General features: G+C 50.5%; 27 protein-coding genes and 1 riboswitch. Of the genes, 12 read left to right on the top strand and 15 right to left on the bottom strand.

The window, feature by feature from the left end:
- Nucleotides 1–5 precede the first annotated feature (5 nt).
- From fadD to OH663_RS04500, 4 genes are all read right to left on the bottom strand, one after another.
- A complete protein-coding gene (fadD, locus tag OH663_RS04515; protein ID WP_136345473.1) occupies nucleotides 6–1,691 on the bottom strand; it encodes a long-chain-fatty-acid--CoA ligase FadD in 1,686 nt (561 codons plus the stop codon).
- 204 nt (nucleotides 1,692–1,895) lie between these two features.
- The gene (locus tag OH663_RS04510) at nucleotides 1,896–2,477 is read right to left on the bottom strand and encodes a Slp family lipoprotein (RefSeq protein WP_045443922.1); all 582 of its coding nucleotides are present in this window, start codon (nucleotides 2,475–2,477) and stop codon (nucleotides 1,896–1,898) included.
- Nucleotides 2,478–2,571: 94 nt separating this feature from the next.
- Complete coding sequence (gene tsaB, locus OH663_RS04505) at nucleotides 2,572–3,267, bottom strand: tRNA (adenosine(37)-N6)-threonylcarbamoyltransferase complex dimerization subunit type 1 TsaB (RefSeq protein WP_045443925.1); 696 nt, start codon at nucleotides 3,265–3,267, stop codon at nucleotides 2,572–2,574.
- A gap of 58 nt (nucleotides 3,268–3,325) precedes the next feature.
- Entirely contained in the window at nucleotides 3,326–5,236 is a 1,911-nt protein-coding gene (locus OH663_RS04500; RefSeq protein ID WP_200011071.1) for a DNA repair helicase YoaA, read from the bottom strand.
- A 130-nt stretch (nucleotides 5,237–5,366) separates the two neighbouring features.
- On the opposite strand from OH663_RS04500, the gene OH663_RS04495 reads away from it, so the two are divergent.
- The gene (locus OH663_RS04495) at nucleotides 5,367–5,711 is read left to right on the top strand and encodes a RidA family protein (RefSeq protein WP_045443929.1); all 345 of its coding nucleotides are present in this window, start codon (nucleotides 5,367–5,369) and stop codon (nucleotides 5,709–5,711) included.
- A gap of 6 nt (nucleotides 5,712–5,717) precedes the next feature.
- Here the strand turns inward: OH663_RS04495 and OH663_RS04490 are convergent, their stop codons facing one another.
- Nucleotides 5,718–5,903 carry a YoaH family protein gene (locus tag OH663_RS04490; protein WP_045443940.1) on the bottom strand — a complete coding sequence of 62 codons (186 nt, stop codon included), beginning with the start codon at nucleotides 5,901–5,903 and terminating at the stop codon, nucleotides 5,718–5,720.
- An 83-nt stretch (nucleotides 5,904–5,986) separates the two neighbouring features.
- On the opposite strand from OH663_RS04490, the gene pabB reads away from it, so the two are divergent.
- The 4 genes from pabB (at nucleotide 5,987) to OH663_RS04470 (ending at nucleotide 11,207) form a co-directional block, all read left to right on the top strand.
- Nucleotides 5,987–7,348 carry an aminodeoxychorismate synthase component 1 gene (gene pabB / locus OH663_RS04485; protein ID WP_045443943.1) on the top strand — a complete coding sequence of 454 codons (1,362 nt, stop codon included), beginning with the start codon at nucleotides 5,987–5,989 and terminating at the stop codon, nucleotides 7,346–7,348.
- Nucleotides 7,349–7,351: 3 nt separating this feature from the next.
- Nucleotides 7,352–7,930 carry a CoA pyrophosphatase gene (locus tag OH663_RS04480; protein WP_045443946.1) on the top strand — a complete coding sequence of 193 codons (579 nt, stop codon included), beginning with the start codon at nucleotides 7,352–7,354 and terminating at the stop codon, nucleotides 7,928–7,930.
- Between the two features lie 183 nt (nucleotides 7,931–8,113).
- Nucleotides 8,114–9,478 (top strand): L-serine ammonia-lyase, encoded by a 1,365-nt coding sequence (gene sdaA, locus OH663_RS04475; protein WP_045443949.1) that lies wholly within the window; start codon nucleotides 8,114–8,116, stop codon nucleotides 9,476–9,478.
- Between the two features lie 130 nt (nucleotides 9,479–9,608).
- Nucleotides 9,609–11,207: an EAL domain-containing protein gene (locus tag OH663_RS04470; protein ID WP_200011073.1), complete on the top strand. Its 1,599-nt coding sequence runs from the start codon at nucleotides 9,609–9,611 to the stop codon at nucleotides 11,205–11,207.
- A gap of 6 nt (nucleotides 11,208–11,213) precedes the next feature.
- On the opposite strand, the gene yoaE is transcribed toward OH663_RS04470, so the two are convergent.
- Both yoaE and OH663_RS26060 read right to left on the bottom strand, forming a co-directional pair.
- Entirely contained in the window at nucleotides 11,214–12,773 is a 1,560-nt protein-coding gene (gene yoaE, locus OH663_RS04465) for a CNNM family cation transport protein YoaE (RefSeq protein WP_045443964.1), read from the bottom strand.
- Nucleotides 12,761–12,919 (bottom strand): protein YoaL, encoded by a 159-nt coding sequence (locus tag OH663_RS26060; protein ID WP_404979409.1) that lies wholly within the window; start codon nucleotides 12,917–12,919, stop codon nucleotides 12,761–12,763. Before OH663_RS26060 ends, yoaE begins: the two co-directional genes overlap by 13 nt.
- 313 nt (nucleotides 12,920–13,232) lie before the next feature.
- On the opposite strand from OH663_RS26060, the gene manX reads away from it, so the two are divergent.
- The 5 genes from manX (at nucleotide 13,233) to mntP (ending at nucleotide 17,422) form a co-directional block, all read left to right on the top strand.
- Complete coding sequence (manX, locus tag OH663_RS04460; RefSeq protein ID WP_045443967.1) at nucleotides 13,233–14,198, top strand: PTS mannose transporter subunit IIAB; 966 nt, start codon at nucleotides 13,233–13,235, stop codon at nucleotides 14,196–14,198.
- Between the two features lie 58 nt (nucleotides 14,199–14,256).
- The gene (locus OH663_RS04455; RefSeq protein WP_045443971.1) at nucleotides 14,257–15,057 is read left to right on the top strand and encodes a PTS mannose/fructose/sorbose transporter subunit IIC; all 801 of its coding nucleotides are present in this window, start codon (nucleotides 14,257–14,259) and stop codon (nucleotides 15,055–15,057) included.
- Between the two features lie 12 nt (nucleotides 15,058–15,069).
- Entirely contained in the window at nucleotides 15,070–15,921 is an 852-nt protein-coding gene (locus OH663_RS04450) for a PTS mannose transporter subunit IID (protein ID WP_045443974.1), read from the top strand.
- Between the two features lie 60 nt (nucleotides 15,922–15,981).
- Nucleotides 15,982–16,440, top strand: a complete 459-nt coding sequence (locus OH663_RS04445) for a DUF986 family protein (protein ID WP_045443977.1) — start codon at nucleotides 15,982–15,984, stop codon at nucleotides 16,438–16,440.
- A gap of 198 nt (nucleotides 16,441–16,638) precedes the next feature.
- Nucleotides 16,639–16,739, top strand: a riboswitch (yybP-ykoY riboswitch).
- Nucleotides 16,740–16,855: 116 nt separating this feature from the next.
- On the top strand, nucleotides 16,856–17,422 hold the full coding sequence (mntP, locus tag OH663_RS04440) for a manganese efflux pump MntP (RefSeq protein ID WP_045449666.1): 567 nt from the start codon (nucleotides 16,856–16,858) through the stop codon (nucleotides 17,420–17,422).
- Here mntP and rlmA read toward each other — a convergent pair.
- From rlmA to mgrB, 6 genes are all read right to left on the bottom strand, one after another.
- Nucleotides 17,419–18,228 carry a 23S rRNA (guanine(745)-N(1))-methyltransferase gene (gene rlmA / locus OH663_RS04435; RefSeq protein ID WP_200011074.1) on the bottom strand — a complete coding sequence of 270 codons (810 nt, stop codon included), beginning with the start codon at nucleotides 18,226–18,228 and terminating at the stop codon, nucleotides 17,419–17,421. The genes mntP and rlmA overlap by 4 nt on opposite strands.
- A 63-nt stretch (nucleotides 18,229–18,291) precedes the next feature.
- Nucleotides 18,292–20,037, bottom strand: coding sequence for a peptidoglycan glycosyltransferase FtsI (ftsI, locus tag OH663_RS04430; protein ID WP_048221309.1), 1,746 nt, complete (start codon nucleotides 20,035–20,037; stop codon nucleotides 18,292–18,294).
- A 219-nt stretch (nucleotides 20,038–20,256) separates the two neighbouring features.
- Nucleotides 20,257–20,466, bottom strand: a complete 210-nt coding sequence (gene cspE / locus OH663_RS04425) for a transcription antiterminator/RNA stability regulator CspE (protein WP_001062678.1) — start codon at nucleotides 20,464–20,466, stop codon at nucleotides 20,257–20,259.
- A gap of 12 nt (nucleotides 20,467–20,478) precedes the next feature.
- Nucleotides 20,479–20,622, bottom strand: a complete 144-nt coding sequence (locus OH663_RS04420) for a DUF2627 domain-containing protein (RefSeq protein ID WP_003034983.1) — start codon at nucleotides 20,620–20,622, stop codon at nucleotides 20,479–20,481.
- A 638-nt stretch (nucleotides 20,623–21,260) separates the two neighbouring features.
- Nucleotides 21,261–21,542: a YebO family protein gene (locus tag OH663_RS04415; protein WP_045443989.1), complete on the bottom strand. Its 282-nt coding sequence runs from the start codon at nucleotides 21,540–21,542 to the stop codon at nucleotides 21,261–21,263.
- Nucleotides 21,543–21,616: 74 nt separating this feature from the next.
- Nucleotides 21,617–21,760, bottom strand: coding sequence for a PhoP/PhoQ regulatory lipoprotein MgrB (gene mgrB / locus OH663_RS04410; protein ID WP_200011075.1), 144 nt, complete (start codon nucleotides 21,758–21,760; stop codon nucleotides 21,617–21,619).
- Nucleotides 21,761–21,924: 164 nt separating this feature from the next.
- Here mgrB and OH663_RS04405 point away from each other — a divergent pair, with 164 nt between their 5' ends.
- Nucleotides 21,925–22,164, top strand: coding sequence for a YobH family protein (locus OH663_RS04405; RefSeq protein ID WP_200011076.1), 240 nt, complete (start codon nucleotides 21,925–21,927; stop codon nucleotides 22,162–22,164).
- A gap of 113 nt (nucleotides 22,165–22,277) precedes the next feature.
- Here OH663_RS04405 and kdgR read toward each other — a convergent pair whose 3' ends face one another.
- Nucleotides 22,278–23,069: a DNA-binding transcriptional regulator KdgR gene (gene kdgR, locus OH663_RS04400; RefSeq protein ID WP_045444008.1), complete on the bottom strand. Its 792-nt coding sequence runs from the start codon at nucleotides 23,067–23,069 to the stop codon at nucleotides 22,278–22,280.
- 175 nt (nucleotides 23,070–23,244) lie between these two features.
- Between kdgR and OH663_RS04395 the strand changes: the two genes are divergently transcribed.
- Nucleotides 23,245–24,618, top strand: a complete 1,374-nt coding sequence (locus tag OH663_RS04395; RefSeq protein ID WP_200011077.1) for an MFS transporter — start codon at nucleotides 23,245–23,247, stop codon at nucleotides 24,616–24,618.
- 46 nt (nucleotides 24,619–24,664) lie between these two features.
- Here the strand turns inward: OH663_RS04395 and htpX are convergent, their stop codons facing one another.
- The gene (gene htpX, locus OH663_RS04390) at nucleotides 24,665–25,546 is read right to left on the bottom strand and encodes a protease HtpX (protein WP_045444014.1); all 882 of its coding nucleotides are present in this window, start codon (nucleotides 25,544–25,546) and stop codon (nucleotides 24,665–24,667) included.
- Nucleotides 25,547–25,600 lie beyond the last annotated feature (54 nt).

Below are 25,600 nucleotides of genomic sequence, written 5' to 3'. Positions count from 1 at the left end.
AACGCTTAGCTTTTATTGTCCACTTTGCCACGTGCTTCGTCACGTAATTCTCGTCGCAAAATTTTGCCAACGTTTGATTTTGGCAGCTCATCACGGAATTCCACCAGCTTCGGCACTTTATAGCCCGTCAGCTGACGTCGACAAAAGGTAATCAAGGCCTCATCGGTTAACGAGGCGTCTTTCTTCACCACAAAAATTTTCACAGCCTCACCGCTGCTGCCCGACGGCACACCAACTGCGGCCACTTCCTGGACACCTGGGTGTTGCATCACCACATCTTCAATCTCGTTCGGATAGACGTTGAAACCTGAAACCAGGATCATATCTTTTTTGCGATCGACAATCCGCAGGAAACCTTCATCATCCATCACCGCAATATCACCGGTGTGCAACCAACCGTCTTTGACAATTTCATCTGTTGCATCTGGTCGCTGCCAGTACCCCAGCATTACCTGCGGACCTTTAACGCACAGCTCGCCAGGTTCCCCTGGTGGCACTTCGTTATCGTCGTCATCCACCAGTTTAACGTCAGTGGAAGGAACCGGCAGGCCGATACTGCCACTGTGATAATCGATATCGTGAGGGTTGACACTCACCAACGGCGCACACTCGGTCAGGCCGTAACCTTCCAGAAGATACTGTCCGGTCAGCTTCACCCAGCGTTCTGCTACCGCCTGCTGTACCGGCATACCACCACCCGCGGAGAGATGCAGTGATGAAAAGTCCAGTTGCTGAAATTCTTTGTTATTCAACAAAGCGTTAAACAGCGTATTGACGCCGGTCATCGCGGTAAACGGGTATTTTGCCAGCTCTTTCACCAGACCCGGAATATCTCGCGGGTTAGTGATCAACAGATTTTGACCACCCAGTTCGATAAACAACAGGCAGTTCATGGTCAACGCGAAGATGTGATACAACGGCAGCGCAGTCACCACCAGCTCTTTACCCGGATGCAGCAATGGACCGTAGGTAGCATTGACCTGTTCCAGGTTAGCCAGCATATTGCGGTGCGTTAGCATTGCTCCTTTCGCCACGCCGGTGGTGCCACCGGTATACTGCAGGAAAGCCAGATCTTCAGAGACCACTTCAGGCTTCACATACTGCATGCGATAGCCGTTTTGTAACGCGCTGCGAAACGAGATGGCATCAGGCAGGTGGTATTTCGGCACCAGACGCTTGATGTACTTGACGACAAAGTTAACCAGCGTCCCTTTAGCGGTAGAAAGCTGATCGCCCATACGCGTCAGGATCACATGTTGAACCGACGTTTTATCGACCACTTTCTCCAGCGTATGAGCAAAGTTGGAGACAATCACGATCGCCGCCGCACCGCTGTCATTAAGCTGATGCTCCAGTTCCCGCGGCGTATACAACGGGTTAACGTTCACGACGATCATTCCGGCACGCAGGATGCCGAACAATGCCACAGGATACTGCAGCAGATTAGGCATCATTAGCGCGACACGATCGCCCTTTTTCAGCCCAAGCCCCTGTTGCAAGTAGGCCGCAAATGCCCGACTACGCTCCTCCAGTTTGCGGAAGGTCATCACCTCCCCCATATTTACAAACGCGGGCTGGTCAGCATAGCGCCTTACTGAGTGTTCAAAGAGCTCCACCAGGGATTGATAACGGTCAGGATTGATCTCCGCGGGAACGCCCTCGGGATAACGGTTAAGCCAAACCTTTTTCAATACATCACCTCTAAAATGCGTATTCGTCGTCATCACAACCCCAGACAATAAACAAACTGTTAACATAATATTAACTCAGCGTACCAGTTTGTTTATTACACAACGACAAGGTTGCGAAGCGCGTCACTATTTATTTTTTTTATATCCACGTTAATGCAGAAACAGCGGACGAGCCGCTGTTTCTTTTACCAATAAAACAAAGAGTTACTCTGTTACTATCGTCTGAACCTGTGCGGGACCGGGATTGTACCATCCCCAACCGCCATAGCCGTATGGCCAGCCACGCGCACCATAGAACCAGGGGTCAATCGGTTGCGGTGGCATCACGATCTGCTGAGTAATATGCCAGCGTTTATAACCTGTTACCTGCATCAGCATAAACTTATACGGCGTACTACCGATTTTACCGTCTACCGTGCCGCTAATCGGTCCCACGACGGTAACCAGTTGTCCACGAAAATCAACCGGATCGAGGAAGCCGTTTACATCAGCATAAATCCTTCCGCGTGAGGCTTCTCCCAGTATTGGTCGCGCGCCACTGTCGAGCGGAACGGTAGCAATTTCCAGACGGGATTTCCCCTGCTGATTCTGAATGTCCACCACTTTACCGCCGAAACGCGCTTCCTGTCCGACGTACAACTGCGGTGCATTCATCACCCGCACCAGATCCTGCTGCGGTGTAGGGCTTGAACCTTTAATCGCATCCGGAATGGTGACGCAACCGCTTAGCATTAATGCTAATACACCAGCCAGTACACCTTTCATTACCTGTTTTTGAACCGCCATGTGCGACTCCCTTTTCTCAGCGCCTGCCCTGTCTCTGTCAAACTGCCGCGTATGAACTGCAATTCAAATTAATCAGGGTATTTACTACTAAGATTCATTCTTTCCCGGGAAGTTTCTTCCACGCTACGGTGTTACGTAAATAAACCGGTTCAGCATGTTCCACCGCAACCGTCTTTCCTGCTGCCAGCATTTGAGTGGCGACAGGCAACATGTCTTCAGCAGCCGGAAGCAAAACGCCGCCATCAATCAGCATCAGACCACTGTCTTTGCCGAGTTCAGGCCATGCCGACCAGCCTGTGCCAACCGTCGCCCAATCGCCGGAAAGTTGCAGCAAACGCTCATGAACTTGTTCTGGTGTTAATACCGCTTCCGTCTCTTCGCCGTTCCAGACGCCGTCTTCATCACGCTGGTATTCGGCCCAGTAAACTTCACCCATACGTGCGTCAATCGCCGCCAGCACGCGCATTGCCCCAGTTTTACGCCAGGCTCCCTGCGCCATTGTTGCCAGAGTTGAAACGCCGATCATGGGTAATTCCGCACCTAATGCCAGCCCCTGAGCAATACCGATACCAATACGTACACCGGTAAAACTTCCGGGACCGCGACCAAACGCTAGCGCGTCGATCTCCGTTAAGGTAGTACCGTCATCAGCCAGGATGTCCTGAACCATCGGCAGGATTCGTTGGGTATGTTCTCGTGGGCAAAGCTCGAAATGAGCCTTGATATTACCGTCATTCCACAGGGCAACAGAGCACGCTTCTGTGGCGGTATCGATAGCCAGAATTCGCATGGGTCTTCGTGATCAGATCAATAAATTTGGCGCGCATCTTACCATACTCCGTAACAAATTACTCAGCCGTTGGTATAGCAAGAAATCGAACAGCGCGGGCAATGTCACGCGTACGCGGTGCCGGCGGCAGACTCGCCAGGAAGGTGGCGCCATAGGGTCGCATCACCAGCCGGTTGTCACAAATCACCAGCACACCGCGATCGTCAGCATCACGTATCAAACGCCCCACCCCCTGTTTCAGGGTGATAACCGCATCCGGGAGCTGGACTTCGTCAAAAGGATCGCCGCCGCGCAGGCGGCAATCTTCCATTCGCGCTTTCAACAATGGATCGTCCGGTGAGGTAAACGGCAGCTTGTCGATAATAACCAGCGAAAGCGTATCACCACGCACGTCCACCCCTTCCCAGAAGCTACTGGTAGCCACCAGTAAAGCATTCCCCGCGCTAACAAACTGTTGCAACAGTTGCCCTTTGCTGGTCTCTCCCTGCAACAACACGGGAAGCGTCATGGTGGCGCGAAACTGTTCCGCCAGGTCGCGCATCATCGCGTGCGAGGTACACAGCATAAAACAACGACCGTTGTTCGCCTCGATGATTGGCCGCAACATAGATGCCAACTGGCGCGCTGCCCCTGGCTGATTGGTTTGCGGTAGATTACGTGGTACGCACAGCAGCGCCTGACGCGTGTAATCAAAGGGGCTAGGCAGCAGCATCGACTCCGCCTGTTCAATACCCAGCCGCGCCGTAAAGTGGTGGAGATCATCGTTTACCGACAACGTCGCTGAGGTGAAAATCCAGCAGCCCGGTTTTTGTTCCATCACTTCTTTGAATTTATCCGCCACCGTGAGTGGCGTCAGCGCCAGGGTGAAATGGCGCGAGGTGCATTCATACCAGTAGCTGAACCCTGGCTGGTTAATCTCTTTTAGCCGTTTCAAACGGGTGCGATACAACGTGGCTCGCTCAAACGCCGCATCCAGCAGTGCCGAACGTCCCAGAGAGAGTTTTGCCACGTCGTAACACAGCTCCAGGGTATCATCGAGCAGTAAAAATGCTCTCTGCACACGCTGATCCGTCAGCAGCTCCCGTAGGTTGCCGCGATAGCCCGGCTCACCCAATTGCAGGCGAAAATCCTGTGCGCTTTGAGCAAGACGGTCAGCACACTTTTGTAGCTGTTGAGTATCTTTCAGCTCGGTGCGATACGCGATGGTAATGTCCTTTGCAAGGTCGAGAAGTTGGCGGCTGGAGAGTGACTGACCAAAATACTGGCTGGCGATATCCGGTAGCTGATGGGCTTCATCAAAGATCATCACGTCGGCCTCAGGGATCAGTTCACCGAAACCACTCTCTTTCACCACCATATCGGCAAGAAACAGATGGTGGTTTACCACTATAACGTCTGCGTCCATCGCTTTTTTACGCGCTTTGACAACAAAGCACTCTTTATACAGCGGGCAGTCGCTGCCCAAACAGTTGTCGTTGGTGCTGGTCACCAGCGGCCAGGCCTGTGAATCTTCGGCCACACTGACACAGGTGCTGATGTCTCCATCGAGGGTTTGATTTGACCACGATCGCAACAGAATAACGTCGCTTAATATCTGGACCGGCAGGTCACCGCCCGCCAGTGCCTGTTGTTCAAGTCGCTCCAGGCAAAGGTAGTTGGAGCGCCCTTTCAATAGCGCCAGTTTGCCGGTGAATTTCAACGCTTTTGCCACAGTAGGCAGATCGCGGCTGTAAAGCTGATCCTGCAGTGCTTTCGATCCGGTAGAGATGATGACTTTCTTTCCAGCGCGCAGCGCGGGGGCAAGATAGGCGTAGGTTTTCCCTGTTCCGGTCCCGGCCTCTACGACAAGCGGCTGTGATTTTTCAATGGCATGCGCGACGGCCAGGGCCATCTGTCGTTGTGGTTCACGTGGTTTAAAACCCGGTATCGCTTTAGCCAACTGACCGTCTGCTGCAAAATCGTCCGTCACACTACCCCCTGTTCATTTGAACAGGGATTATGTCAGGCCATCGGGTCTTTCGCCAGTTGAAGAGGTGACGTCAGACTGACATTATGGCAGTCTTGCGGCGTAAAAATGGAAATTTAACGAGGAAAAATGTATGACTATCGTGCGTATTGATGCCGAGGATCGTTGGTCTGACGTGGTGATTCACAACAACACGTTGTATTACACCGGTGTGCCGGAAAATCTGGATGCAGACGCATTCGAACAAACGGCAAACACGCTGGCGCAAATTGATGCTGTGCTGGAAAAACAGGGCAGCAACAAGTCACGTATTCTTGATGCTACCCTGTTTCTGGCTGACAAGAACGATTTTGCCGCTATGAATAAGGCCTGGGATGCCTGGGTTGTTGCCGGTCACGCCCCGGTACGCTGCACCGTACAAGCCGGGTTAATGAACCCAAAATACAAAGTTGAGATAAAGATTATCGCTGCGGTGTAACCGACGTTACTCGTCTTCGTCTTCATCTTCAAAACGCGCCACGATCCGTTCGCCGGTATGGCTGGCGCGTAATTCAGCAGCCACTTTCGTAATCGCCTCGCCACTGCTCATCCCCTGGGATATCAGTTCATGAATGCGTTCAACCGCCTGTTGCTGCTGATCGTGCGTGAGTGAAGGTAAACCTGCAATCATGGTGAACTCCTGCTAAATTATTAGCGCTAATTATTTCATGCTACCCGGCACATAGCCAGTGAAGTAGCAACGAGTCAGGACTGATGAAGACGTTATCTCCCGCTGTAATCACACTACCCTGGCGTCTGGACGCCGCTGAGCACTATTTTGCCACATTAAGCCACCAGCCCTGGGCAATGCTTTTGCATTCAGGCCATGCCGACCATCCGCATAGTCGCTTTGATATTCTGGTCGCCGACCCCATCACAACGCTGGTCACACGTGCTGAAGAGACCGTTGTGCATGACCGGCACGGTACTATGCAAACGGTTGATGATCCGATGACGGTCTTACACTCGGCGCTGACATCGCTGGCTATTCAGCCCGATTATAATCCCGATCTTCCGTTCCAGGGAGGCGCGCTGGGTCTGTTTGGCTATGATTTAGGCCGCCGTTTTGAATCTCTGCCAACGGAAGCCGAACAGGATATCACGCTACCGGACATGGCGGTTGGCATTTACGATTGGGCGCTGATTGTCGATCATCAGTTGCAAAAGGTGTCACTACTTAGCCACTCCGATGTGCAGGCACGACGCCGTTGGCTGGAAAATCAACAGATATCCGTGCGCGAACCGTTTTCGTTAACATCCTCGTGGCGGTCCAACATGACCCGTGCGCAGTACGGTGAAAAATTCCGTCAGGTGCAGCGTTATCTGCACAGCGGCGATTGCTATCAGGTCAATCTTGCCCAGCGCTTTCAGGCGCATTATCAGGGCGATGAGTGGCTGGCGTTTGTACGTCTAAACCATGCGAACCGCGCCCCGTTCAGTGCATTTTTACGTTTTGAGGAAGGGGCGATTCTAAGCCTTTCGCCTGAACGTTTTATTCAGTTAGAAAACCAGCACATCCAGACGCGTCCCATTAAAGGCACATTACCCAGACTGGACTCCCCTGATGCCGATCGTCTGCAGGCTCAAACACTGGCGAACTCTCCAAAGGATCGGGCGGAAAACCTGATGATCGTCGACTTGATGCGCAACGATATAGGCCGCGTTGCCGTGCCAGGCTCGGTAAACGTACCAGAGCTCTTTGTGGTTGAGCCGTTCCCAGCCGTGCATCATCTGGTCAGTACCATCACCGCGCATTTGCCAGAGACGTTGCATGCAACAGATTTGCTACGCGCAGCCTTCCCAGGAGGGTCAATTACCGGCGCGCCGAAAGTTCGGGCAATGGAAATTATTGATGAACTGGAGCCACAAAGACGTAACGCCTGGTGCGGCAGTATTGGTTATCTGAGTTTTTGCGGCAATATGGATACCAGTATCACCATCCGTACTCTGACAGCTGTAGACGGACAGATCTACTGCTCTGCGGGCGGCGGCATTGTTGCAGACAGTCAGGAAGACGCGGAATATCAGGAAACGTTTGATAAAGTGAATCGTATTTTGCACCAACTGGAGAACTAAACAGTGGAATACAGCAACCTGACGCTTGATGATTTTTTATCGCGCTTCCAGCTTTTGCGTCCGCAAATAAACCGGGAAGCGTTAAACCAGCGCCAGGCAGCTGTACTTATTCCTGTAGTCCGGCGCGCGCAACCAGGACTCCTGTTGACCCAACGTTCCGTTCATCTACGCAAGCACGCCGGACAGGTCGCTTTTCCCGGCGGTGCCGTGGACAGCAGCGACGCTTCACTGATTGCCGCCGCGTTGCGCGAAGCACAGGAAGAAGTCGCGATTCCGCCCGAATCAGTGGAAGTGATCGGCGTTTTGCCTCCGGTCGACAGCGTAACGGGCTTCCAGGTCACTCCTGTAGTGGGGATAATTCCACCTAATTTGCCCTATCGGGCCAGCGAAGATGAAGTTTCCGCCGTTTTTGAAATGCCGTTGGCACAGGCCCTGCATTTGGGACGCTACCATCCACTGGATGTTTATCGTCGTGGCGATTCTCATCGGGTCTGGCTCTCCTGGTATGAGCATTATTTCGTCTGGGGAATGACCGCTGGGATAATTCGTGAGCTGGCGCTGCAAATTGGCGTGAAACCCTGACTATACTTATCTTTACGCGCAGAAGACACAACCTGAAACTCCCGTCACAACATTAGTAAAATCGCGGTTATCTATTAGTTTAATTCATGTGAATAGTTAAGCCGATCGCCGCGTTCCCTCTTACACTATGCGCAGTTATAACATCGTTACTGGAAAGCCCAGTCGCCCTGTAGGAGTATTATCGTGATTAGTCTATTCGACATGTTTAAGGTGGGGATTGGTCCCTCATCTTCCCATACCGTAGGGCCTATGAAGGCAGGTAAACAGTTCGTCGATGACCTGGTCGAAAAAGGATTACTGGACAGCATTACTCGTGTTGCCGTCGACGTGTATGGTTCACTGTCGCTCACGGGTAAAGGTCACCACACCGATATCGCCATTATTATGGGTCTGGCAGGTAATGAACCTGCGACCGTAGACATTGACAGCATTCCCGGATTTATCCGCGACGTAGAAGCGCGTGGTCGCCTGCTGCTTGCGCAAGGCCAGCACGAAGTTGATTTCCCGCAGAATGACGGAATGCGTTTTCACAACGGTAACCTGCCGTTGCATGAAAACGGTATGCAGATCCATGCGTACAACGGCGAAACCGTCGTTTACAGCAAAACATACTATTCGATCGGCGGTGGATTCATCGTTGATGAAGAACATTTTGGCCAGGATGCAGCGAATGAGGTCAGCGTGCCTTATCCGTTCAAGTCCGCAACCGAAATGCTGGAGTACTGTAACAGCACTGGCTTGTCGCTCTCTGGCATGGTGATGCAGAACGAACTTGCGCTGCACAGCAAGAAAGAGATTGAAGAGTACTTTGGCAACGTCTGGCAAACCATGCAGGCCTGTATTGACCGTGGGATGAATACCGAAGGGATTCTGCCGGGTCCGTTGCGCGTTCCTCGCCGAGCTTCTGCCCTGCGCCGTATGCTGGTCTCCAGCGATAAACTCTCCAGCGATCCGATGAATGTGATCGACTGGGTGAACATGTTTGCGCTGGCCGTTAACGAAGAGAACGCCGCCGGTGGCCGCGTGGTGACTGCACCAACCAACGGTGCCTGCGGCATCGTGCCTGCGGTACTGGCTTATTATGACCATTTCATTGAGTCCGTCAGCCCGGATATTTATACCCGCTATTTCCTGGCGGCCGGTGCAATTGGCGCATTATACAAAATGAACGCCTCTATCTCTGGCGCGGAAGTGGGCTGTCAGGGCGAGGTTGGCGTGGCATGCTCGATGGCTGCGGCAGGTCTGGCGGAACTGCTGGGTGCAAGTCCTGAGCAGGTTTGTGTTGCTGCCGAAATCGGTATGGAGCACAACCTGGGGCTGACCTGTGATCCGGTTGCCGGACAGGTTCAGGTGCCTTGTATTGAACGTAACGCGATTGCCTCCGTTAAGGCTATCAACGCTGCACGAATGGCAATGCGTCGTACCAGCGCCCCGCGCGTCTCGCTGGATAAAGTCATTGAAACAATGTACGAAACCGGCAAGGACATGAACGCCAAATACCGTGAAACATCACGCGGTGGCCTGGCGATTAAAGTCCAGTGTGACTAATACTTATTTTTCGCCCATCTGCGACGGATGGGCGAATTTACTTCCTCATCCTCGTCTAGCGTAATTTTCCCCACTACACTTGCTCTGTTGCTGTTGGCTAATGTGACCAACGGCTTATCGGGCGGCCCGCATGCAAACAGCACAACGGATCATCAAAACTTATCGTCGTAACCGCTTAATCGTCTGCACAATTTGTGCACTGCTGACGCTCATACTCACATTGTCTGCCCGATTTATTTCGGAGCGTAATTTAAATCACCATTACACTGTCACTTTTGCCAATCATGCCGTAGAAGCGCTGGATAACGTGCTCCTTCCCCTACAGGCCGGACGCGATGTGCTACTGCCGTTGATAGGTTTGCCCTGTTCCGTGGCGCGTTTACCCCTGAGCAAACATGCCGCCAGACTACAGACAGTGCGCTCTATAAGCCTGATCCAGCGCGGCATTCTCTATTGCTCAAGCATTTTTGGTTATCGCAATACCCCAATTCGCCAGCTACAACCTGAGTTGCCCAGCCGGGAGCCGCAGCTTCTGTTGTCTACCGACCATTCGCTTATCAAAGGCAGCCCTATTCTTACGCAATGGTATCCGTCGTCTGTTGATGGTGAAGATGGCGTTCTGGAGATCGTCAATATTGATTTGTTATCAACGATGCTGCTTGAGCCTCAGCCGCCGCAGATAACCAAAGCAAGTCTGACTGTCGGCAACCGTCACCTGCTTTACGGTCAAGGTGTTGTAGATACGCTACCTGCACTTGATGATGAAAAAAGTTACCAGTTGTCGTCACAACATTTTCCTTTCGCAATCAGCGTTACAGGCCCTGGGGCCAGCGAGCTGGCGTTAAAAAATCTGCCTACTCAATTACCCTTAGCGGTGATGCTCAGCCTGTTAGTGGGCTACCTTGCATGGCTGGCTACGGCCAACAGAATGAGTTTTTCCTGGGAAATCAATCTGGCCCTCGCTGCACGCGAGTTTGAGTTATTTTGCCAGCCTCTGCTAAATGCCAGCACCCAACAGTGCACCGGTGTTGAAATCCTCTTGCGCTGGAATAACCCCCGCCAGGGCTGGATTTCGCCTGAAGTTTTCATTCCTATTGCTGAAGAGCACAACCTGATCGTACCGCTGACCCGCCATGTCATTGCAGAAACCATTCAGCAACGACACGTTTTCCCGATGAGCAGCCAGTTTCATATCGGTATCAACGTTGCCGCCAGCCATTTTCGCCATGGAACGCTGTTAAAAGATCTCAACCAATACTGGTTCAGCCAGCACCCTATTCAGCAGTTAGTCATTGAGTTGACTGAGCGTGATGCCTTGCTTGATGTGGATTATCGGGTAGTGCGCGAATTACATCGTATGGGGATTAAACTGGCCATTGACGATTTTGGTACCGGAAACAGCTCGCTCTCCTGGCTGGAAAAGTTATGTCCGGATATTCTGAAGATTGATAAATCATTCACCTCCGCGATTGGCACTGACGCCGTGAACTCGACGGTTACCGACATCATCATCGCGCTGGGGAAAAAACTGAATATTGAACTGGTGGCTGAAGGGGTAGAAACGCAGGCGCAGGCACAACATTTGCGGCGTCATGGCGTGCATGTATTGCAGGGATTTCTCTATGCCCAGCCGATGCCGCTGCGTGATTTTCCTAAATGGTTGGCGGGCAGTACGCCACCACCCGCCCGGCATAAGGGCCATATCATGCCCCTTATGCCGTTTCGCTGAACCTAATTATACGTCTTCGTCGTGAGCCGATTGTTCTTTAACAATGCGAACTAAATCCACACGGTAATCGTTGGCTTCGACAATCGTAATGCTCAGCGGAGCGACCTCAATAACATCCCCGACACGCGGAATGTGGCCGTTAACCGCAATCACCAATCCAGCCACCGTGGCGATATCCTGGTCTTCATCCACCAGCGTATCAACGTCCAGCGCCTGCTGCAGAGCATGCAGATCGGTTCCACCTTTCACCAGCCAGCTACCCGCTTCGGCAACTATCTCGGGCGTTTCATCGGCATCCGGGAACTCACCGGCGATGGCTTCTAATACATCCAGCGGTGTCACCAGCCCCTGGACGACGCCGAACTCGTTAGTGACGATAACAAAGCTACCGCGGGCGCGACGCAATACACCTAACAAATTAATCGGATCCAGCGTTTCCGGTACAACGATAGCCGGAGAGGCTGAAGCAATTGCAGCCACGTCTACGCCATCCTCAAGCGCCACCAACAGCTCTTTTGCCCGAACGATACCGATAATTTCGTCAAGCTCACCACGACACACCGGGAACAGGCTGTGCGGAGAAGAGAGCAGCTGTTCTCGGATTTCCGCCACGCTCAGGTCAGCATCAACCCAACTGATTTCACCACGCGGCGTCATAATGCCACGTAATGAACGCGATGCCAGGGACAGAACGCCGTTGATCATGTAACGCTCTTCTTCAACGAACTCCCCTTCTGGTACAGGTACCGGCACCGGATTGTCAGATTCAAGCTGCGCACCGGTCTGACGCTTACCGCCCATCAGACGCAGAATGGCATCGGCCGTACGTGCACGCAGCGGCAATGTCGACTGGTGGCGAATAAAGTTACGGCGGGCAATCTGGTTAAACAGTTCGATAATGATCGAGAAGCCAATGGCCGCGTACAGATAACCTTTCGGAATGTGGAAGCCAAACCCTTCGGCGACCAGACTCAAACCGATCATCAGCAGGAAGCTCAGACACAGCACCACGACCGTTGGATGTTGATTCACAAATCGTGTCAGCGGCTTTGATGCCAGCAGCATTACCGCCATCGCTATCACGACAGCAGCCATCATAACCGGCAGATGGTTCACCATACCCACCGCGGTAATTACTGCGTCCAGGGAGAAGACCGCATCCAGGATAACAATCTGCGTCACTACGACCCAGAAGCTCGCATAGCCTTTTGACTGGCCGGTATCGTGTTCTCGGTTTTCCAGCCGTTCATGTAGCTCGGTAGTGGCCTTGAACAAGAGGAAGATACCCCCCAGCAGCATAATCAGGTCTCGCCCGGAGAACGCGTACTCCATCACCGTGAAAAGCGGTTTTGTCAGCGTCACCATCCAGGAAATAACGGACAGCAAGCCTAAACGCATAACCAGTGCCAGTGACAACCCGATCAGACGTGCTTTATCCCGCTGTTTAGGCGGCAGTTTATCAGCCAGAATCGCAATAAAGACCAGGTTATCAATACCCAGAACAATTTCGAGAACAACAAGCGTGAGCAAACCCACCCAAATCGAGGGGTCCATTAAGAATTCCATGACAAGCTCCTGCTTAAAGAATGACCAAACTGCGCCCTGAACATCTCAGGCGTTAAAGCAATATGCAGAAAAATTTTGTGGCAAAAAGTGCCAAACTGACAGGCGTGATACGGCCTAAAGGTGAAATGACGTCGGTGACGATCCATACGGTGGGCTACTACCCTATACTCCTGAGTTATTAAACATATGCTAAACATAACAGAGACAACCGTTTTTTAGCAAAGATTTACCTTCCTTTGCAATAAGTTGTTTCGGAGATATTTTACTCTTCGAAATTTCTTTTCATCGGAAGTTAATTTACGGATCTTCATCACACAAAATAATTTTTTCGATATCTAAAATAATTCACGAAATCATATGTTTTTCTTTGTAACCCTTATCTGAATCGATTCGATTGCGGACGACGATTCAAAATACATCTTCATGTTGATGTGTTAACGATAATAAAGGAGGTAGCAAGTGACCATTGCTATTGTAATAGGCACACATGGTTGGGCTGCAGAGCAGTTACTTAAAACAGCAGAAATGCTGTTAGGCGAGCAGGAAAATGTCGGCTGGATCGATTTCGTTCCAGGCGAAAATGCCGAAACGCTGATTGAAAAGTACAACGCTCAGTTGGCAAAACTCGACACCAGTAAAGGCGTGCTGTTTCTCGTTGACACATGGGGAGGCAGTCCGTTCAACGCTGCGAGCCGCATTGTCGTCGATAAAGAGCATTACGAAGTGATCGCCGGCGTGAACATTCCGATGTTGGTAGAAACGTTCATGGCGCGCGATGACAACCCAAGCTTCGACGAATTAGTCGCTCTGGCGGTTGAAACCGGTAGCGAAGGCGTGAAAGCGCTGAAAGCAAAACCGGTTGAAAAAGCCACGCCAGCCCCGGTTGTAGCACCAAAAGCTGCAACGCCCGCAAAACCAATGGGACCGAACGATTATATGCACATCGGCCTGGCGCGTATTGATGACCGTTTAATCCACGGTCAGGTGGCAACTCGCTGGACCAAAGAAACTAACGTAACCCGTATTATCGTCGTCAGTGATGAAGTCGCAGCAGATACCGTACGTAAAACGCTGCTAACTCAGGTTGCTCCCCCAGGTGTTACGGCGCACGTGGTTGATGTCGCAAAAATGATTCGCGTCTACAACAACCCAAAATACGCTGGCGAACGTGTGATGCTGCTGTTCACTAATCCGACCGACGTAGAACGTATCGTCGAAGGTGGCGTGAAAATTACCTCCGTGAACATTGGCGGCATGGCTTTCCGTCAGGGTAAAACTCAGGTAAATAACGCAATTTCCGTTGATGAAAAAGACATCGAAGCCTTCAAGAAACTCAACGCGCGCGGTATTGAGCTCGAAGCCCGTAAAGTTTCTACCGATCAGAAATTGAAAATGATGGATTTGATTGCCAAAGCGGCGAAATAACCACCTGGCATTTACTTAGTTTTCACACTTAAGTCTGTATAGCAATAGGAGAAGTACAATGGAGATTACCACTCTTCAGATTGTGCTGGTGTTCATCGTCGCATGTATCGCGGGTATGGAGTCGGTGCTCGATGAATTTCAGTTCCACCGTCCGCTGGTGGCCTGTACGCTGATTGGCGCCGTTCTCGGGGATATGAAAACCGGTATTATCATCGGTGGTACCCTGGAAATGATCGCCCTCGGCTGGATGAATATCGGTGCAGCTGTTGCGCCGGATGCCGCACTGGCCTCAATTATTTCTACTGTTCTGGTTATCGCGGGCCATCAAAGCATTGGTGCCGGTATCGCGCTGGCTATCCCACTGGCAGCAGCAGGCCAGGTTCTGACCATCATTGTTCGTACCATCACCGTTGCATTCCAGCACGCCGCGGATAAGGCAGCCGAAAGTGGCAACCTGACGGCGCTATCCTGGCTGCATGTGTCCTCTCTGTTCCTGCAGGCAATGCGTATCGCTATCCCGGCGGTTATCGTGGCGATTTCTGTTGGGACCAGTGAAGTCCAGAGCATGCTGAATGCCATTCCTGAAGTGGTTACCGGTGGCCTGAACATTGCTGGTGGTATGATCGTCGTAGTCGGTTATGCAATGGTCATCAACATGATGCGTGCAGGCTATCTGATGCCATTCTTCTACCTCGGCTTCGTCACTGCGGCGTTTACTAACTTCAACCTGGTTGCTCTGGGTGTGATTGGCGCAGTTATGGCCATCCTCTACATTCAGCTGAGCCCGAAATATAACCGCGTAGCCGGTGCGCCAGCGCAGGCTGCTGGTAATAACGATCTTGATAACGAACTGGACTAGCAGGTGAGCGAAATGGTTGATATGACTAAAACTACCACCGAGAAAAAACTCACTCCGAGTGACATTCGTGGCGTGTTCATTCGTTCTAACCTGTTTCAGGGGTCATGGAACTTCGAACGTATGCAGGCGCTGGGTTTTTGCTTCTCCATGGTACCGGCTATCCGCCGTCTGTATCCGGAGAACAACGACGCACGTAAACAGGCTATTAAGCGTCACCTGGAATTCTTCAACACCCACCCGTACGTAGCGGCACCAGTACTCGGCGTAACGCTGGCGATGGAAGAGCAGCGTGCTAACGGCGCAGATATCGACGATGGTGCTATTAACGGTATCAAAGTTGGTCTGATGGGACCGCTGGCAGGCGTGGGCGACCCTATTTTCTGGGGAACCGTTCGTCCGGTATTTGCCGCACTTGGCGCCGGTATCGCAATGAGTGGCAGCTTGCTGGGTCCGTTGCTGTTCTTTATCCTGTTTAACCTGGTTCGTCTGGCTACGCGTTACTACGGCGTGGCTTACGGTTACCGCAAAGGTGTCGATATCGTTAAAGATATGGGCGGCGGCTTCCTGCAGAAACTGACTGAGGGGGCGTCAATCCTCGGCCTGTTTGTCATGGGAGCATTGGTTAACAAGTGGACGCATGTAAACATTCCGCTGGTGGTTTCCACTATCACCGGTCAGGATGGTCAGACTCGCGTTACCACCGTGCAGACTATCCTTGACCAGCTGATGCCGGGCCTGGTGCCTCTGCTGCTGACCTTCGCCTGTATGTGGCTGCTACGTAAGAAAGTTAACGCCCTGTGGATCATCGTTGGCTTCTTCGTCATCGGTATCGCGGGTTACTCTGTCGGCCTGCTCGGCCTGTAAGAGTGCTGTACATCACCGGGGGCATGCCCCCGGTTTTTCTATTTAGAGGGTTGAGGATTCATGACTATCACGGACCTGGTGCTGGTTCTTTTTATCTTATCGCTACTGGCGTTTGCTATTTACGATCAGTTCATCATGCCCCGCCGTAATGGCCCTACTCTGCTCGCCGTTCCCCTGCTTCCTCGTAGCCGTGTTGATAGCGTCATCTTCATTGGGCTGATCGTTATTCTTATCTACAACAACATCACCAGCCACGGGGCGCAATTCACCACATGGTTATTATGTGCACTGGTACTCATGGGGATATATCTGTTCTGGATCCGCACCCCAAAAATCATCTTTAAACAAAAAGGATTCTTCTTCGCCAATGTCTGGATTGAATATAACCGGATAAAAGAAATGAATTTATCTGAAGATGGCGTACTGGTAATGCAATTAGAACAGAGACGATTGCTCATTCGCGTACGAAATATAGACGATCTCGAAAAAATATATAAACTTTTAATTTCAAATCAATAAGTTAAAAAGATAGCCTGAACTATGTTTTTTTGTATTTCACCGAAAACACAACATAGCTAAGGCTATATTCTGGCGCTATGAATGTTATTTATTTTAACGTTTTATCCACACTTAAATCTAAATGAAAATCGTTTTCAATTAGAAGTCAAATAATATTTCCCCCTTTCTTGTTTTATATTCTCCAAATATGTTAAGGTTGCGACCGTCGTTGGGGAGTAGCCGATTTCCAGAATCCGGAAATGTACGTGTCAACATACTCGTCGCAAGACGTGGCACGTACGGACTAATCATAATTAGTCAGGCGAGACCATAGACACATCAACTGCAATGCATGCTTTATGAACCGCGTGTTCTGGCATGTATGGTTACTGGGGGCAGTGATGTGTTATATGGATACCCCGGTCAGGACGCTGTTATGAATATCACCGCTACTGTTCTTCTCGCTTTCGGCATGTCGATGGATGCCTTCGCAGCATCGATTGGCAAAGGTGCCACCCTACATAAACCCAAATTCTCAGAAGCCCTGCGTACTGGCCTTATTTTTGGCGCAGTTGAAACACTCACGCCGCTGATCGGCTGGGGTATGGGCATGTTGGCAAGTAAATTTGTACTCGAATGGAACCACTGGATTGCGTTCATCCTGCTGATTTTTCTGGGCGGACGAATGATCATTGAAGGCTTCCGCGACAACGATGATGAAGATGAAGAGCCGCAGCGTCGACATGGTTTCTGGCTGCTGGTCACTACCGCGATTGCCACCAGTCTGGATGCGATGGCTGTCGGTGTGGGTTTGGCTTTCCTGCAGGTAAACATCATCGCAACTGCCCTGGCCATAGGCTGTGCCACGCTAATAATGTCTACACTGGGAATGATGATTGGTCGCTTTATCGGCCCGATGTTGGGCAAACGGGCTGAAATTCTGGGTGGGCTGGTACTGATTGGCATCGGTGCCCAGATCCTCTGGGCACATTTCCACGGTTAATTTTCACGCTGCCAGATATGAATGCTAAAGTCTGTCTGGCAGTCAAATGTCGTTTTCCCCGCCAGCGTCTCCCAGACCTCCGGTTTTGCCCGCCAGGCGAACGGTGTCATTTGCAGTAATGCCACTGCCTCACTGCCGCTCAGTTGCATCTGATATCCCAGCGCAATGCTCTGTTGCAGGTCAAAGCCTTCCAGTTGCTCGGTATGGGGCGCATGCAGACGCACGTCGTCATAGATCAGCCCTTTCAGCTCCATTAAATGACGCGGTCCCGGCGTGGCCGTAATCACCCATCCGCCAGGTTTAACAACCCTGGCAAGCTCTTGCGCCTTGCAGGGGGCATAAATCCTGACAATGGCGTCCATTGATGCATCAGCAAATGGCAAACGATGACTTGATGCTACGCAAAATGTCACCTGCGGATACCGCCTGGCTGCGGCCTTAATCGCCACTTTTGAAACATCCAGACCGAATGTTGAGCTGCCCGTTATCGCGTCGGCAAAAGCATGCGTGTAATACCCTTCCCCACAGCCGATATCAAGAATCGCCGCCTGCTCTGGCACGAGTCTTTCTTTCAGTACATTCACAATCGCATCGCGCAGCGGCTGATAATGTCCGGCATCGAGAAATGCCCGGCGTGCTTGCATCATTTCTGCGCTGTCACCGGGATCGCGCGACCGCTTATGCTGAACAGGAAGTAAGTTGACATACCCTTCTTTCGCCACGTCAAACTGATGCCGTTGAGGGCATATAAAGCTGTTTTTATCTTGAGTAAGAGATTGATGGCAAAGGGGACAGGAAAACGACATGACAACTCCGGCTGATGACTTCGGGGCGCAAGTGTAACGCGAATTACGCCCCGGGAAAATAACTTACAACGATGGTGCAGAGAGCTTATCGTCGTGCATAACCAGCAAATGGCTCGAGTCGGCGGGCATTCCATCCGGTTTAACGTTCTCCAGACGCAGAACGTCCCCCATTATCTGGCTAAATACAGGAGCCGATACTGCGCCACCATAGTAAGCCCCATTTTGTGGGTTGTTGATAACGACCACCAGTGCAAATTTAGGGTCGCTTGCCGGAGCGACACCTGCGGTATAGGCCACGTATTTATCGACATATTTACCGTCATCGCCAATTTTTTTCGCCGTACCGGTTTTAACCGCAACCCGATAATCTCTCACCGCAGCCTTTGTTCCCCCGCCACCGGGTAAAGCGACACTTTCCATCATATGTTCAACTTGATGAACTAACGCTTCCGGCATGACGCGTCTGCCAATGACCGGCGGGTCGATACGGGTGATGGAAAGCGGTCGGTAAATGCCAAAGCTGCCAATCGTGGCATAAACATGCGCCAGCTGTAGCGGCGTCACCATCAAACCGTAACCAAACGCGAAAGTTGCACGGTCCAGATCGCTCCAGTAACGCCTCTGAGGCATTAGACCGTTGCTTTCACCGGTTAATCCCAACCCGGTAGGATCGCCAAAACCAAAGCTTTTGTAGGTATCAAGCAAGCGCTGTACGGGCATTGCAAGCGAGAGATGGGAGACACCAGTATCGCTCGACTTTTGCAAAATACCGGTCAAAGATAGTTCAGGATAAAATCCTACGTCACGAATGCGATGCCCATCGACATAAAAAGGATGAGTATCAATCACGCTGTCTGGCTGCACAATTCCCTGTTGAAGAGCCGTCATAATTACCAGCGGCTTGACGGTAGAGCCAGGCTCAAAAGTATCGCTAATCGCACGATTGCGAAAATCATCCAGCACCGCACCGTCGCGGTTGTTGGGGTTGAAGTCAGGGAAACTTGCCATAGAGAGAATTTCACCCGTGGCAATACTGACCAGCACTGCAGCACCGGACTCTGCCCTGTTCCACGTAACGGCATTGTCCAGCGCGTCCTCGGTTACTGTCTGCAAACGTTCATCAATACTAAGCTGCAATTCATGCGCAGGTACCGGCATTACTTCGGTGATATTTTCTATTACATGCCCAAATTTGTCTTTACGTACCAGCCGGGAACCCGGTTTACCCATCAACTGGGCATTGAAGCTTTTCTCAATCCCTTCGATACCCTGACCATCAATGTTAGTAAAGCCAATCAGGTTGGCAGCGACATGCCCTGCGGGATAGAAGCGACGGGTCTCTTCGCGCAGATTGATACCCGGAAGATTGAGCTTATCGATCCATTCAGCTTGCTGAGGTGAAATCTGTCGAGCCAGGTAGATAAAACGTCCGGCAGGATTGCTGTTAACCCGTGCAGCCAGTGTACTAAGCGACAGATGCAGCGTCTTTGCCAGCGCTTGCCAGCGTTCGCTATATCCAACGCCACCCTTGCTAATAATGATCTTAGGATCGGCCCAGACAGCATTAACCGGTACGCTTACTGCCAGCGGACGCCCTTCTCTGTCAGTAATCATTCCGCGTGGCGAGGCCGTTGTCACCTCACGTAAAGAACGCATATCTTCCTGTTTTACCAGACTCGTTGGCGTAACAATTTGCAGCCATGCCACCCGACCAAGTAACAACCCCAGACTCAACAATATTGCCACGCAGAGCAGGGCAAAACGTACGGGAGTAAAATTGCGTGTATCGCCGTCGTTTCTCTTTTTCACCCGACCTCCAGCAAGATAGTTTTTCAGGTGACTGATTTAACGGGAATTGACGAGAGAAAGCGGGAAAAACAATGCTACGAACATCGTGCCTTTGCAACAAAGCGCTAATGGGAGGGCATTCAGAAATGTTTTGACGTAATTTGAATTAAAAAGCCCCGCATATGCGAGGCTTTATATCTGAGGTTGATGCGCCTGGGCGCTTCAAATCAGTGGTATCGATCAGATAGCTGTTACGTTAACAGCAGCCGGACCTTTCTGGCCGTCCTGAATTTCGAACTCAACGTTCTGGCCTTCAGCCAGAGTTTTGAAGCCGTTACCCTGGATTGCAGAGAAGTGTACGAACACGTCTTTGCTGCCGTCAGCAGGAGTAATGAAACCAAAACCTTTAGACTCGTTGAACCACTTAACTTGACCTTTAATCTTTGCCATTTGCAAAATTCCTTAGAGTATTTTCTTCGCCCGCAGGCATAACATAGATAAAACTGAGACATTACTGCTTGAGGCACTAATATAAGGTTCGGCAGAGAAGCGGTATTCAACGTCAACGTGTTTACTCAGGACTTCTTTACTGAAAATGCCACACATAAACAGAACTGTACCTCGTTTAACCCAAAACGTGTTATCACATACAACGATAATAATGGCAAGCCATTTTTAAACGTGTCTCGATCGGTCGCACAAATCCAGAAGTTCATCAAACAGCGACTGCACAGTTATGCGCCAAATCGAGTAAGGATATATCCATACCGCCCTCGCCCTGCCCCAACTGGCTTGCGCCATTGCCGGGACATTTCTACCATAGCTCAATAGGTTCGGTTGTTCCAGATTCTCTGATGCGTCGTGTGCTGAATATCATTTTTTATGCTTAGTAATGCATAAATTATCACAACGGTAAAAATGGGATCCGCATTCTGATTTTGCAGAAAAATAATGAAAGAATGATGACAATGCACAAAAAAGTTAGAGAAACGTTTCGCTGATAATAAAAACGATCGCTATCACAAAAATGCAATAATCATATTATTAACGTATGGATAATTATATTTAAGCCATTTCAGGAATAAGGAATTAATTGGTCAGGGGGTCTGGAGAAGTGACGTTGTGTGCATGATCACACGTGTATTGCACAACCGAGACAGCGGAAAATGATCTTGATATTGTTGTCGACAGGATGAAGCATCTGAGAACAATGTCAGCAGACTCTCACCCTGTCTTTCTGGTTACTACCGTTCTGCTACCAGGCGGATGATGTCGTCATCTTCATCCTGTTTTTGCACCGCAGGCTCTGCTGCCTTCTCGGGCTCGTTAGCTTCACAAAGACGACGAAGCAAAGCGTTCTGTCGTTTTTGCTGCTCCAACAATGCTTCGAGCAACTCAATCTGCTCATTAGTACGTGAACTTGCACGATTGATGAAAAACCACAGCACAAGCCCGATTACCAGAACCACCACCGATACAACTAAAGACGCAAAATTCAACACGCCAGAGTTCAAAACTTCGTTCATTTCACCACCTCAATGTAGACAGCGTAGTTTACCACTGCCGCACAAGAAGGTAATCAACTGTTGCAAAAATGCGCTTACCAGGGAATAAATTTATTGATGGCGCAAATGCCGCTGAAAAATTGTACGTCCTGATCGCACATGATGTTGAACACCTGCGCCCACATCAGTATGCCCACCAGCACGACAACAATCAGAACCACCCATCGAATTTTTCTCACTCCAACTCCACTCTCCGAATCCAGATTTTATGCTGCTAAATTATCACGCGTTACCTAAACCCAGCGTTAACTGTAGCGGCATTAACTATTTTTAGGAATGATTCACTTGTTTCATCCAGTGTACAAGCTAATCTTATAATAACGAGAAAAGATAAGAGGTTGTAATGCGTCTGATTATTCGCGCTATTGTATTGTTGGCTCTGGTTTGGATTGGTTTATTACTCAGTGGCTACGGAGTTTTGATAGGAAGCAAGGAGAACGCGGCAGGTCTCGGTCTGCAATGCCAGTATCTGACCGCACGTGGCACCAGTACCGCACAGTACGTTCACAGCAACAGCGGTATCATCGGCCTGTCTGATTGCCCCGTGTTACGCAAAAGCACAATGGTTGTCGATAACGGTTAATATAAGAGCAATATAGCCGGTAAGTTATTTATTACATCTTCAACTTATATTGACTATTAAAAAAGCCCCGGAAAAATATCTGGGGCTTTTTAACATGTCGAAAACTAGCCAGATCAGAATGGGTAGTCGTTATAACCCATTTGTTCTGAAATTTTACGCGCTGCTGTGTGCAACATCGCGACATACTCATGTAAGCGCTCTTCGGAGAAACGCAAGGTCGGGAATGAAATACTCAGTCCCGCAATCACGACACCGAAACGGTCAAACACTGGTACGCCGATGCAACGCAGACCTTCTTCCTGCTCTTCGTTATCTTCGCCGTAGCCCTGCTCACGCACTTTATCTAACAGCAATAGCAGCTCATCAGTATTGGTTATTGTGCGCTCAGTGCTGCGTTTGTACTCAATACCATCGAGGATCTGCTTCACTTCCTCACGGTCACGCCAGGCCAGCAGTACTTTACCAATAGCCGTACTGTACAATGGGTTACGACGACCTACGCGAGAATACATGCGTAAATTGTACATCGAGTCGATTTTATGAATGTAGACAATGCTGTCTTCGTCCAGAGCCCCCAGATGCACAGTCTCTTTTGTCAGACGCGAAAGTTCGCGCATCTGAATGTCAGCGCTTCTAATCAAATCAACGTTTTGCAACGCGCGAGCGCCCAACTCAAACAATTTCAGGGTCAGCGAATATTTCTCAGACTCCCCTTCTTGTGCCACATACCCCAGCGTTTTCATGGTCTGCAAAAAGCGATAAACGGTGCTTTTCGACATCATGACGCGTTGCGACAGTTCGGTAATACCAATTTCGCGCTCTTCACCCAGCGCCTGCAGGATGCCAAAAACCTTCAGCACGGAAGATACAGAATCGGGTTGTTTATCCAGATCTGCGATAGCCATTTATCACCTCATTACGAGTGTTTTATAAAAATCAGAACCGGTTTTTATTATAATTTCACGCAATGGCCCTCGCAATCCATCTTTGCTTACTTAGTTACAAATCTGCGACATAACGCCTGAATATCAATGCTAATATCATTATTCTCATCATCATATCCGACAACATTGACTTCCTATGGAAAGAATCCAGGCCGATGGCCTGCCATTGCCCCAGCGATATGGCGCAATTTTAACCATTATTATTGGTATCTCTATGGCAGTGCTGGATGGTGCAATTGCTAACGTTGCTCTTCCGACGATTGCCGCAGATCTTCAGGCCTCCGCAGCCAGTTCAATTTGGGTCGTTAACGCCTATCAAATTGCGATTGTCGTCTCACTCCTGTCACTCTCTTTTTTGGGCGATATGTTTGGCTACCGACGTATTTATAAATGTGGGTTGGTCATTTTTCTGTTCGCTTCATTATTTTGTGCCTTATCAGATTCCTTACAAATGCTAACGCTGGCGCGAGTGGCTCAAGGTTTTGGCGGGGCAGCGCTAATGAGCGTTAATACGGCGCTGATAAGACTTATTTATCCCCAACGCCAGCTTGGCCGGGGGATGGGCATTAACTCCTTTATTGTGGCGGTCTCTTCAGCAGCCGGTCCTACAATTGCCGCGGCAATACTGTCCGTTGCGTCATGGAAATGGTTATTTTTGATTAACGTGCCGTTGGGGATTATTGCGTTACTACTGGCAATGCGTTTTTTACCGGCCAATGCTGCCCGGCAGTCAACACCACGTTTTGACTTACCGAGCGCGGTGATGAATGCCCTGACCTTCGGATTGCTGATTACCGCACTCAGTGGATTTGCGCAGGGACAGTCTTTGACGCTCATTGGTATAGAACTGGCGATGATGATCGTGGTCGGTTTTTTCTTTATTCGCCGTCAACTATCACTGCCAGTCCCTCTGCTGCCGGTCGACTTGCTGCGTATCCCACTTTTCTCATTGTCTATCGGCACGTCTATCTGTTCTTTTTGCGCTCAGATGTTAGCTATGGTGTCACTCCCCTTTTACCTGCAAACCGTGTTGGGTCGCAGTGAAGTGGAAACAGGTTTGCTATTGACTCCCTGGCCGCTAGCCACCATGGTCATGGCCCCACTTGCTGGCTATTTAATTGAACGGGTACATGCCGGACTATTGGGGGCAATGGGGCTGGCGACAATGGCTGTTGGCCTTTTCTCGCTGATGCTACTACCCCCTTCACCGTCTGATTTTAATATCATCTGGCCGATGATACTTTGTGGCGCCGGATTTGGCCTTTTCCAGTCACCAAATAACCATACTATCATCATGTCGGCCCCCCGGGATCGTAGCGGAGGCGCAAGCGGTATGTTGGGGACGGCACGTTTGCTGGGACAAAGCAGCGGTGCGGCGTTAGTCGCGTTGATGCTGAATCAGTTTGGTGACAGCGGGACGCACATGTCGTTAATGACGGCAGGTATTCTGGCCACGGTAGCCGCGATTGTGAGTGGTTTACGTATTACGCAACCTCGGGTTCAGGGGTAAAAAAAAGCGCGTCCAGGGACGCGCTTTTCTCTCATACTTCCGCAGGTTATTTCAGGTATTCCCCACTGCGCAACGCTTCAATACGTTTATCCAACGGAGGGTGGGTCATAAACAACTCACTCAACGATTTAGATTTACCATTGATGCAGAACGCCATCATGCTGGTTGCTTCCTGTGGCTCATAGCTGGTTTTCAGACGCTGCAGTGCAGCAATCATTTTCTCACGACCAACCAGTTTTGCTGAACCCGCATCCGCATGGAATTCACGATGACGCGAGAACCACATGGTAATAATGCTCGCCAGAATACCAAACACCAGTTCCAGCACCGTCGCTACCGCAAAATAAATTAACGGGTTGCCGTTGCTGCCCTCACCTTCTTCACGGTTTCCGCCCATAAAACCAGCGGCAATCTGCGCGAGAATACGCGAGATAAAGATTACGAAGGTGTTCACCACGCCCTGAATCAGCGTCATGGTGACCATATCGCCATTGGCAATGTGGCTTATCTCATGTGCAATAACGGCTTCAGCTTCATCCGGGCTCATGTTTTGCAGCAAGCCCGTACTGACCGCCACCAGTGACGCATCACGGCGCGCACCAGTTGCAAACGCGTTAATATCTGGCGCATGGTAGATAGCAACCTGCGGCATAGCGATACCAGCCTGACGAGCCTGTGTGGCTACAGTATTCATCAGCCAGCGTTCTCTTTCATTACGGGGCTGTTCAATCACTTCCCCGCCAACGGACTTTAACGCCATCCATTTGGACATCAGCAGCGAAATGAAGGAACCACCAAAACCAAACAGCAGTGCCATGATCAACAAGCCTTGAACGCTGCTTGACTGGATCCCTGTCAGGCTCAATACCAGCCCGAAAACGACCATCACAGCCAGGTTCGTCAGCAGGAAGAGCGCGATTCGCATCATAATTTTCTTTTAACCTCAATTTAACAAAACGCACTATGCGATTACCCATATCGT

It is taken from the genome of Citrobacter sp. Marseille-Q5395, assembly GCF_947057495.1.
Taxonomy (GTDB): Bacteria; Pseudomonadota; Gammaproteobacteria; order Enterobacterales; family Enterobacteriaceae; genus Citrobacter; species Citrobacter murliniae.
This window is presented reverse-complemented; position numbering and strand designations above follow the sequence as displayed.

What these genes read in the sequence shown, in the direction of transcription:
- OH663_RS04510 (WP_045443922.1), bottom strand. Translation starts at nt 2,477, where the DNA reads ATGGCGGTTCAAAAACAGGTAATGAAAGGTGTACTGGCTGGTGTATTA.
- tsaB (WP_045443925.1), bottom strand. Translation starts at nt 3,267, where the DNA reads ATGCGAATTCTGGCTATCGATACCGCCACAGAAGCGTGCTCTGTTGCC.
- OH663_RS04495 (WP_045443929.1), top strand. Translation starts at nt 5,367, where the DNA reads ATGACTATCGTGCGTATTGATGCCGAGGATCGTTGGTCTGACGTGGTG.
- OH663_RS04490 (WP_045443940.1), bottom strand. Translation starts at nt 5,903, where the DNA reads ATGATTGCAGGTTTACCTTCACTCACGCACGATCAGCAGCAACAGGCG.
- pabB (WP_045443943.1), top strand. Translation starts at nt 5,987, where the DNA reads ATGAAGACGTTATCTCCCGCTGTAATCACACTACCCTGGCGTCTGGAC.
- OH663_RS04470 (WP_200011073.1), top strand. Translation starts at nt 9,609, where the DNA reads ATGCAAACAGCACAACGGATCATCAAAACTTATCGTCGTAACCGCTTA.
- yoaE (WP_045443964.1), bottom strand. Translation starts at nt 12,773, where the DNA reads ATGGAATTCTTAATGGACCCCTCGATTTGGGTGGGTTTGCTCACGCTT.
- OH663_RS26060 (WP_404979409.1), bottom strand. Translation starts at nt 12,919, where the DNA reads ATGGATCGTCACCGACGTCATTTCACCTTTAGGCCGTATCACGCCTGT.
- OH663_RS04455 (WP_045443971.1), top strand. Translation starts at nt 14,257, where the DNA reads ATGGAGATTACCACTCTTCAGATTGTGCTGGTGTTCATCGTCGCATGT.
- OH663_RS04450 (WP_045443974.1), top strand. Translation starts at nt 15,070, where the DNA reads ATGGTTGATATGACTAAAACTACCACCGAGAAAAAACTCACTCCGAGT.
- OH663_RS04445 (WP_045443977.1), top strand. Translation starts at nt 15,982, where the DNA reads ATGACTATCACGGACCTGGTGCTGGTTCTTTTTATCTTATCGCTACTG.
- mntP (WP_045449666.1), top strand. Translation starts at nt 16,856, where the DNA reads ATGAATATCACCGCTACTGTTCTTCTCGCTTTCGGCATGTCGATGGAT.
- rlmA (WP_200011074.1), bottom strand. Translation starts at nt 18,228, where the DNA reads ATGTCGTTTTCCTGTCCCCTTTGCCATCAATCTCTTACTCAAGATAAA.
- cspE (WP_001062678.1), bottom strand. Translation starts at nt 20,466, where the DNA reads ATGGCAAAGATTAAAGGTCAAGTTAAGTGGTTCAACGAGTCTAAAGGT.
- OH663_RS04420 (WP_003034983.1), bottom strand. Translation starts at nt 20,622, where the DNA reads ATGTGTGGCATTTTCAGTAAAGAAGTCCTGAGTAAACACGTTGACGTT.
- OH663_RS04415 (WP_045443989.1), bottom strand. Translation starts at nt 21,542, where the DNA reads ATGAACGAAGTTTTGAACTCTGGCGTGTTGAATTTTGCGTCTTTAGTT.
- OH663_RS04405 (WP_200011076.1), top strand. Translation starts at nt 21,925, where the DNA reads ATGCGTCTGATTATTCGCGCTATTGTATTGTTGGCTCTGGTTTGGATT.
- kdgR (WP_045444008.1), bottom strand. Translation starts at nt 23,069, where the DNA reads ATGGCTATCGCAGATCTGGATAAACAACCCGATTCTGTATCTTCCGTG.
- OH663_RS04395 (WP_200011077.1), top strand. Translation starts at nt 23,245, where the DNA reads ATGGAAAGAATCCAGGCCGATGGCCTGCCATTGCCCCAGCGATATGGC.
- htpX (WP_045444014.1), bottom strand. Translation starts at nt 25,546, where the DNA reads ATGATGCGAATCGCGCTCTTCCTGCTGACGAACCTGGCTGTGATGGTC.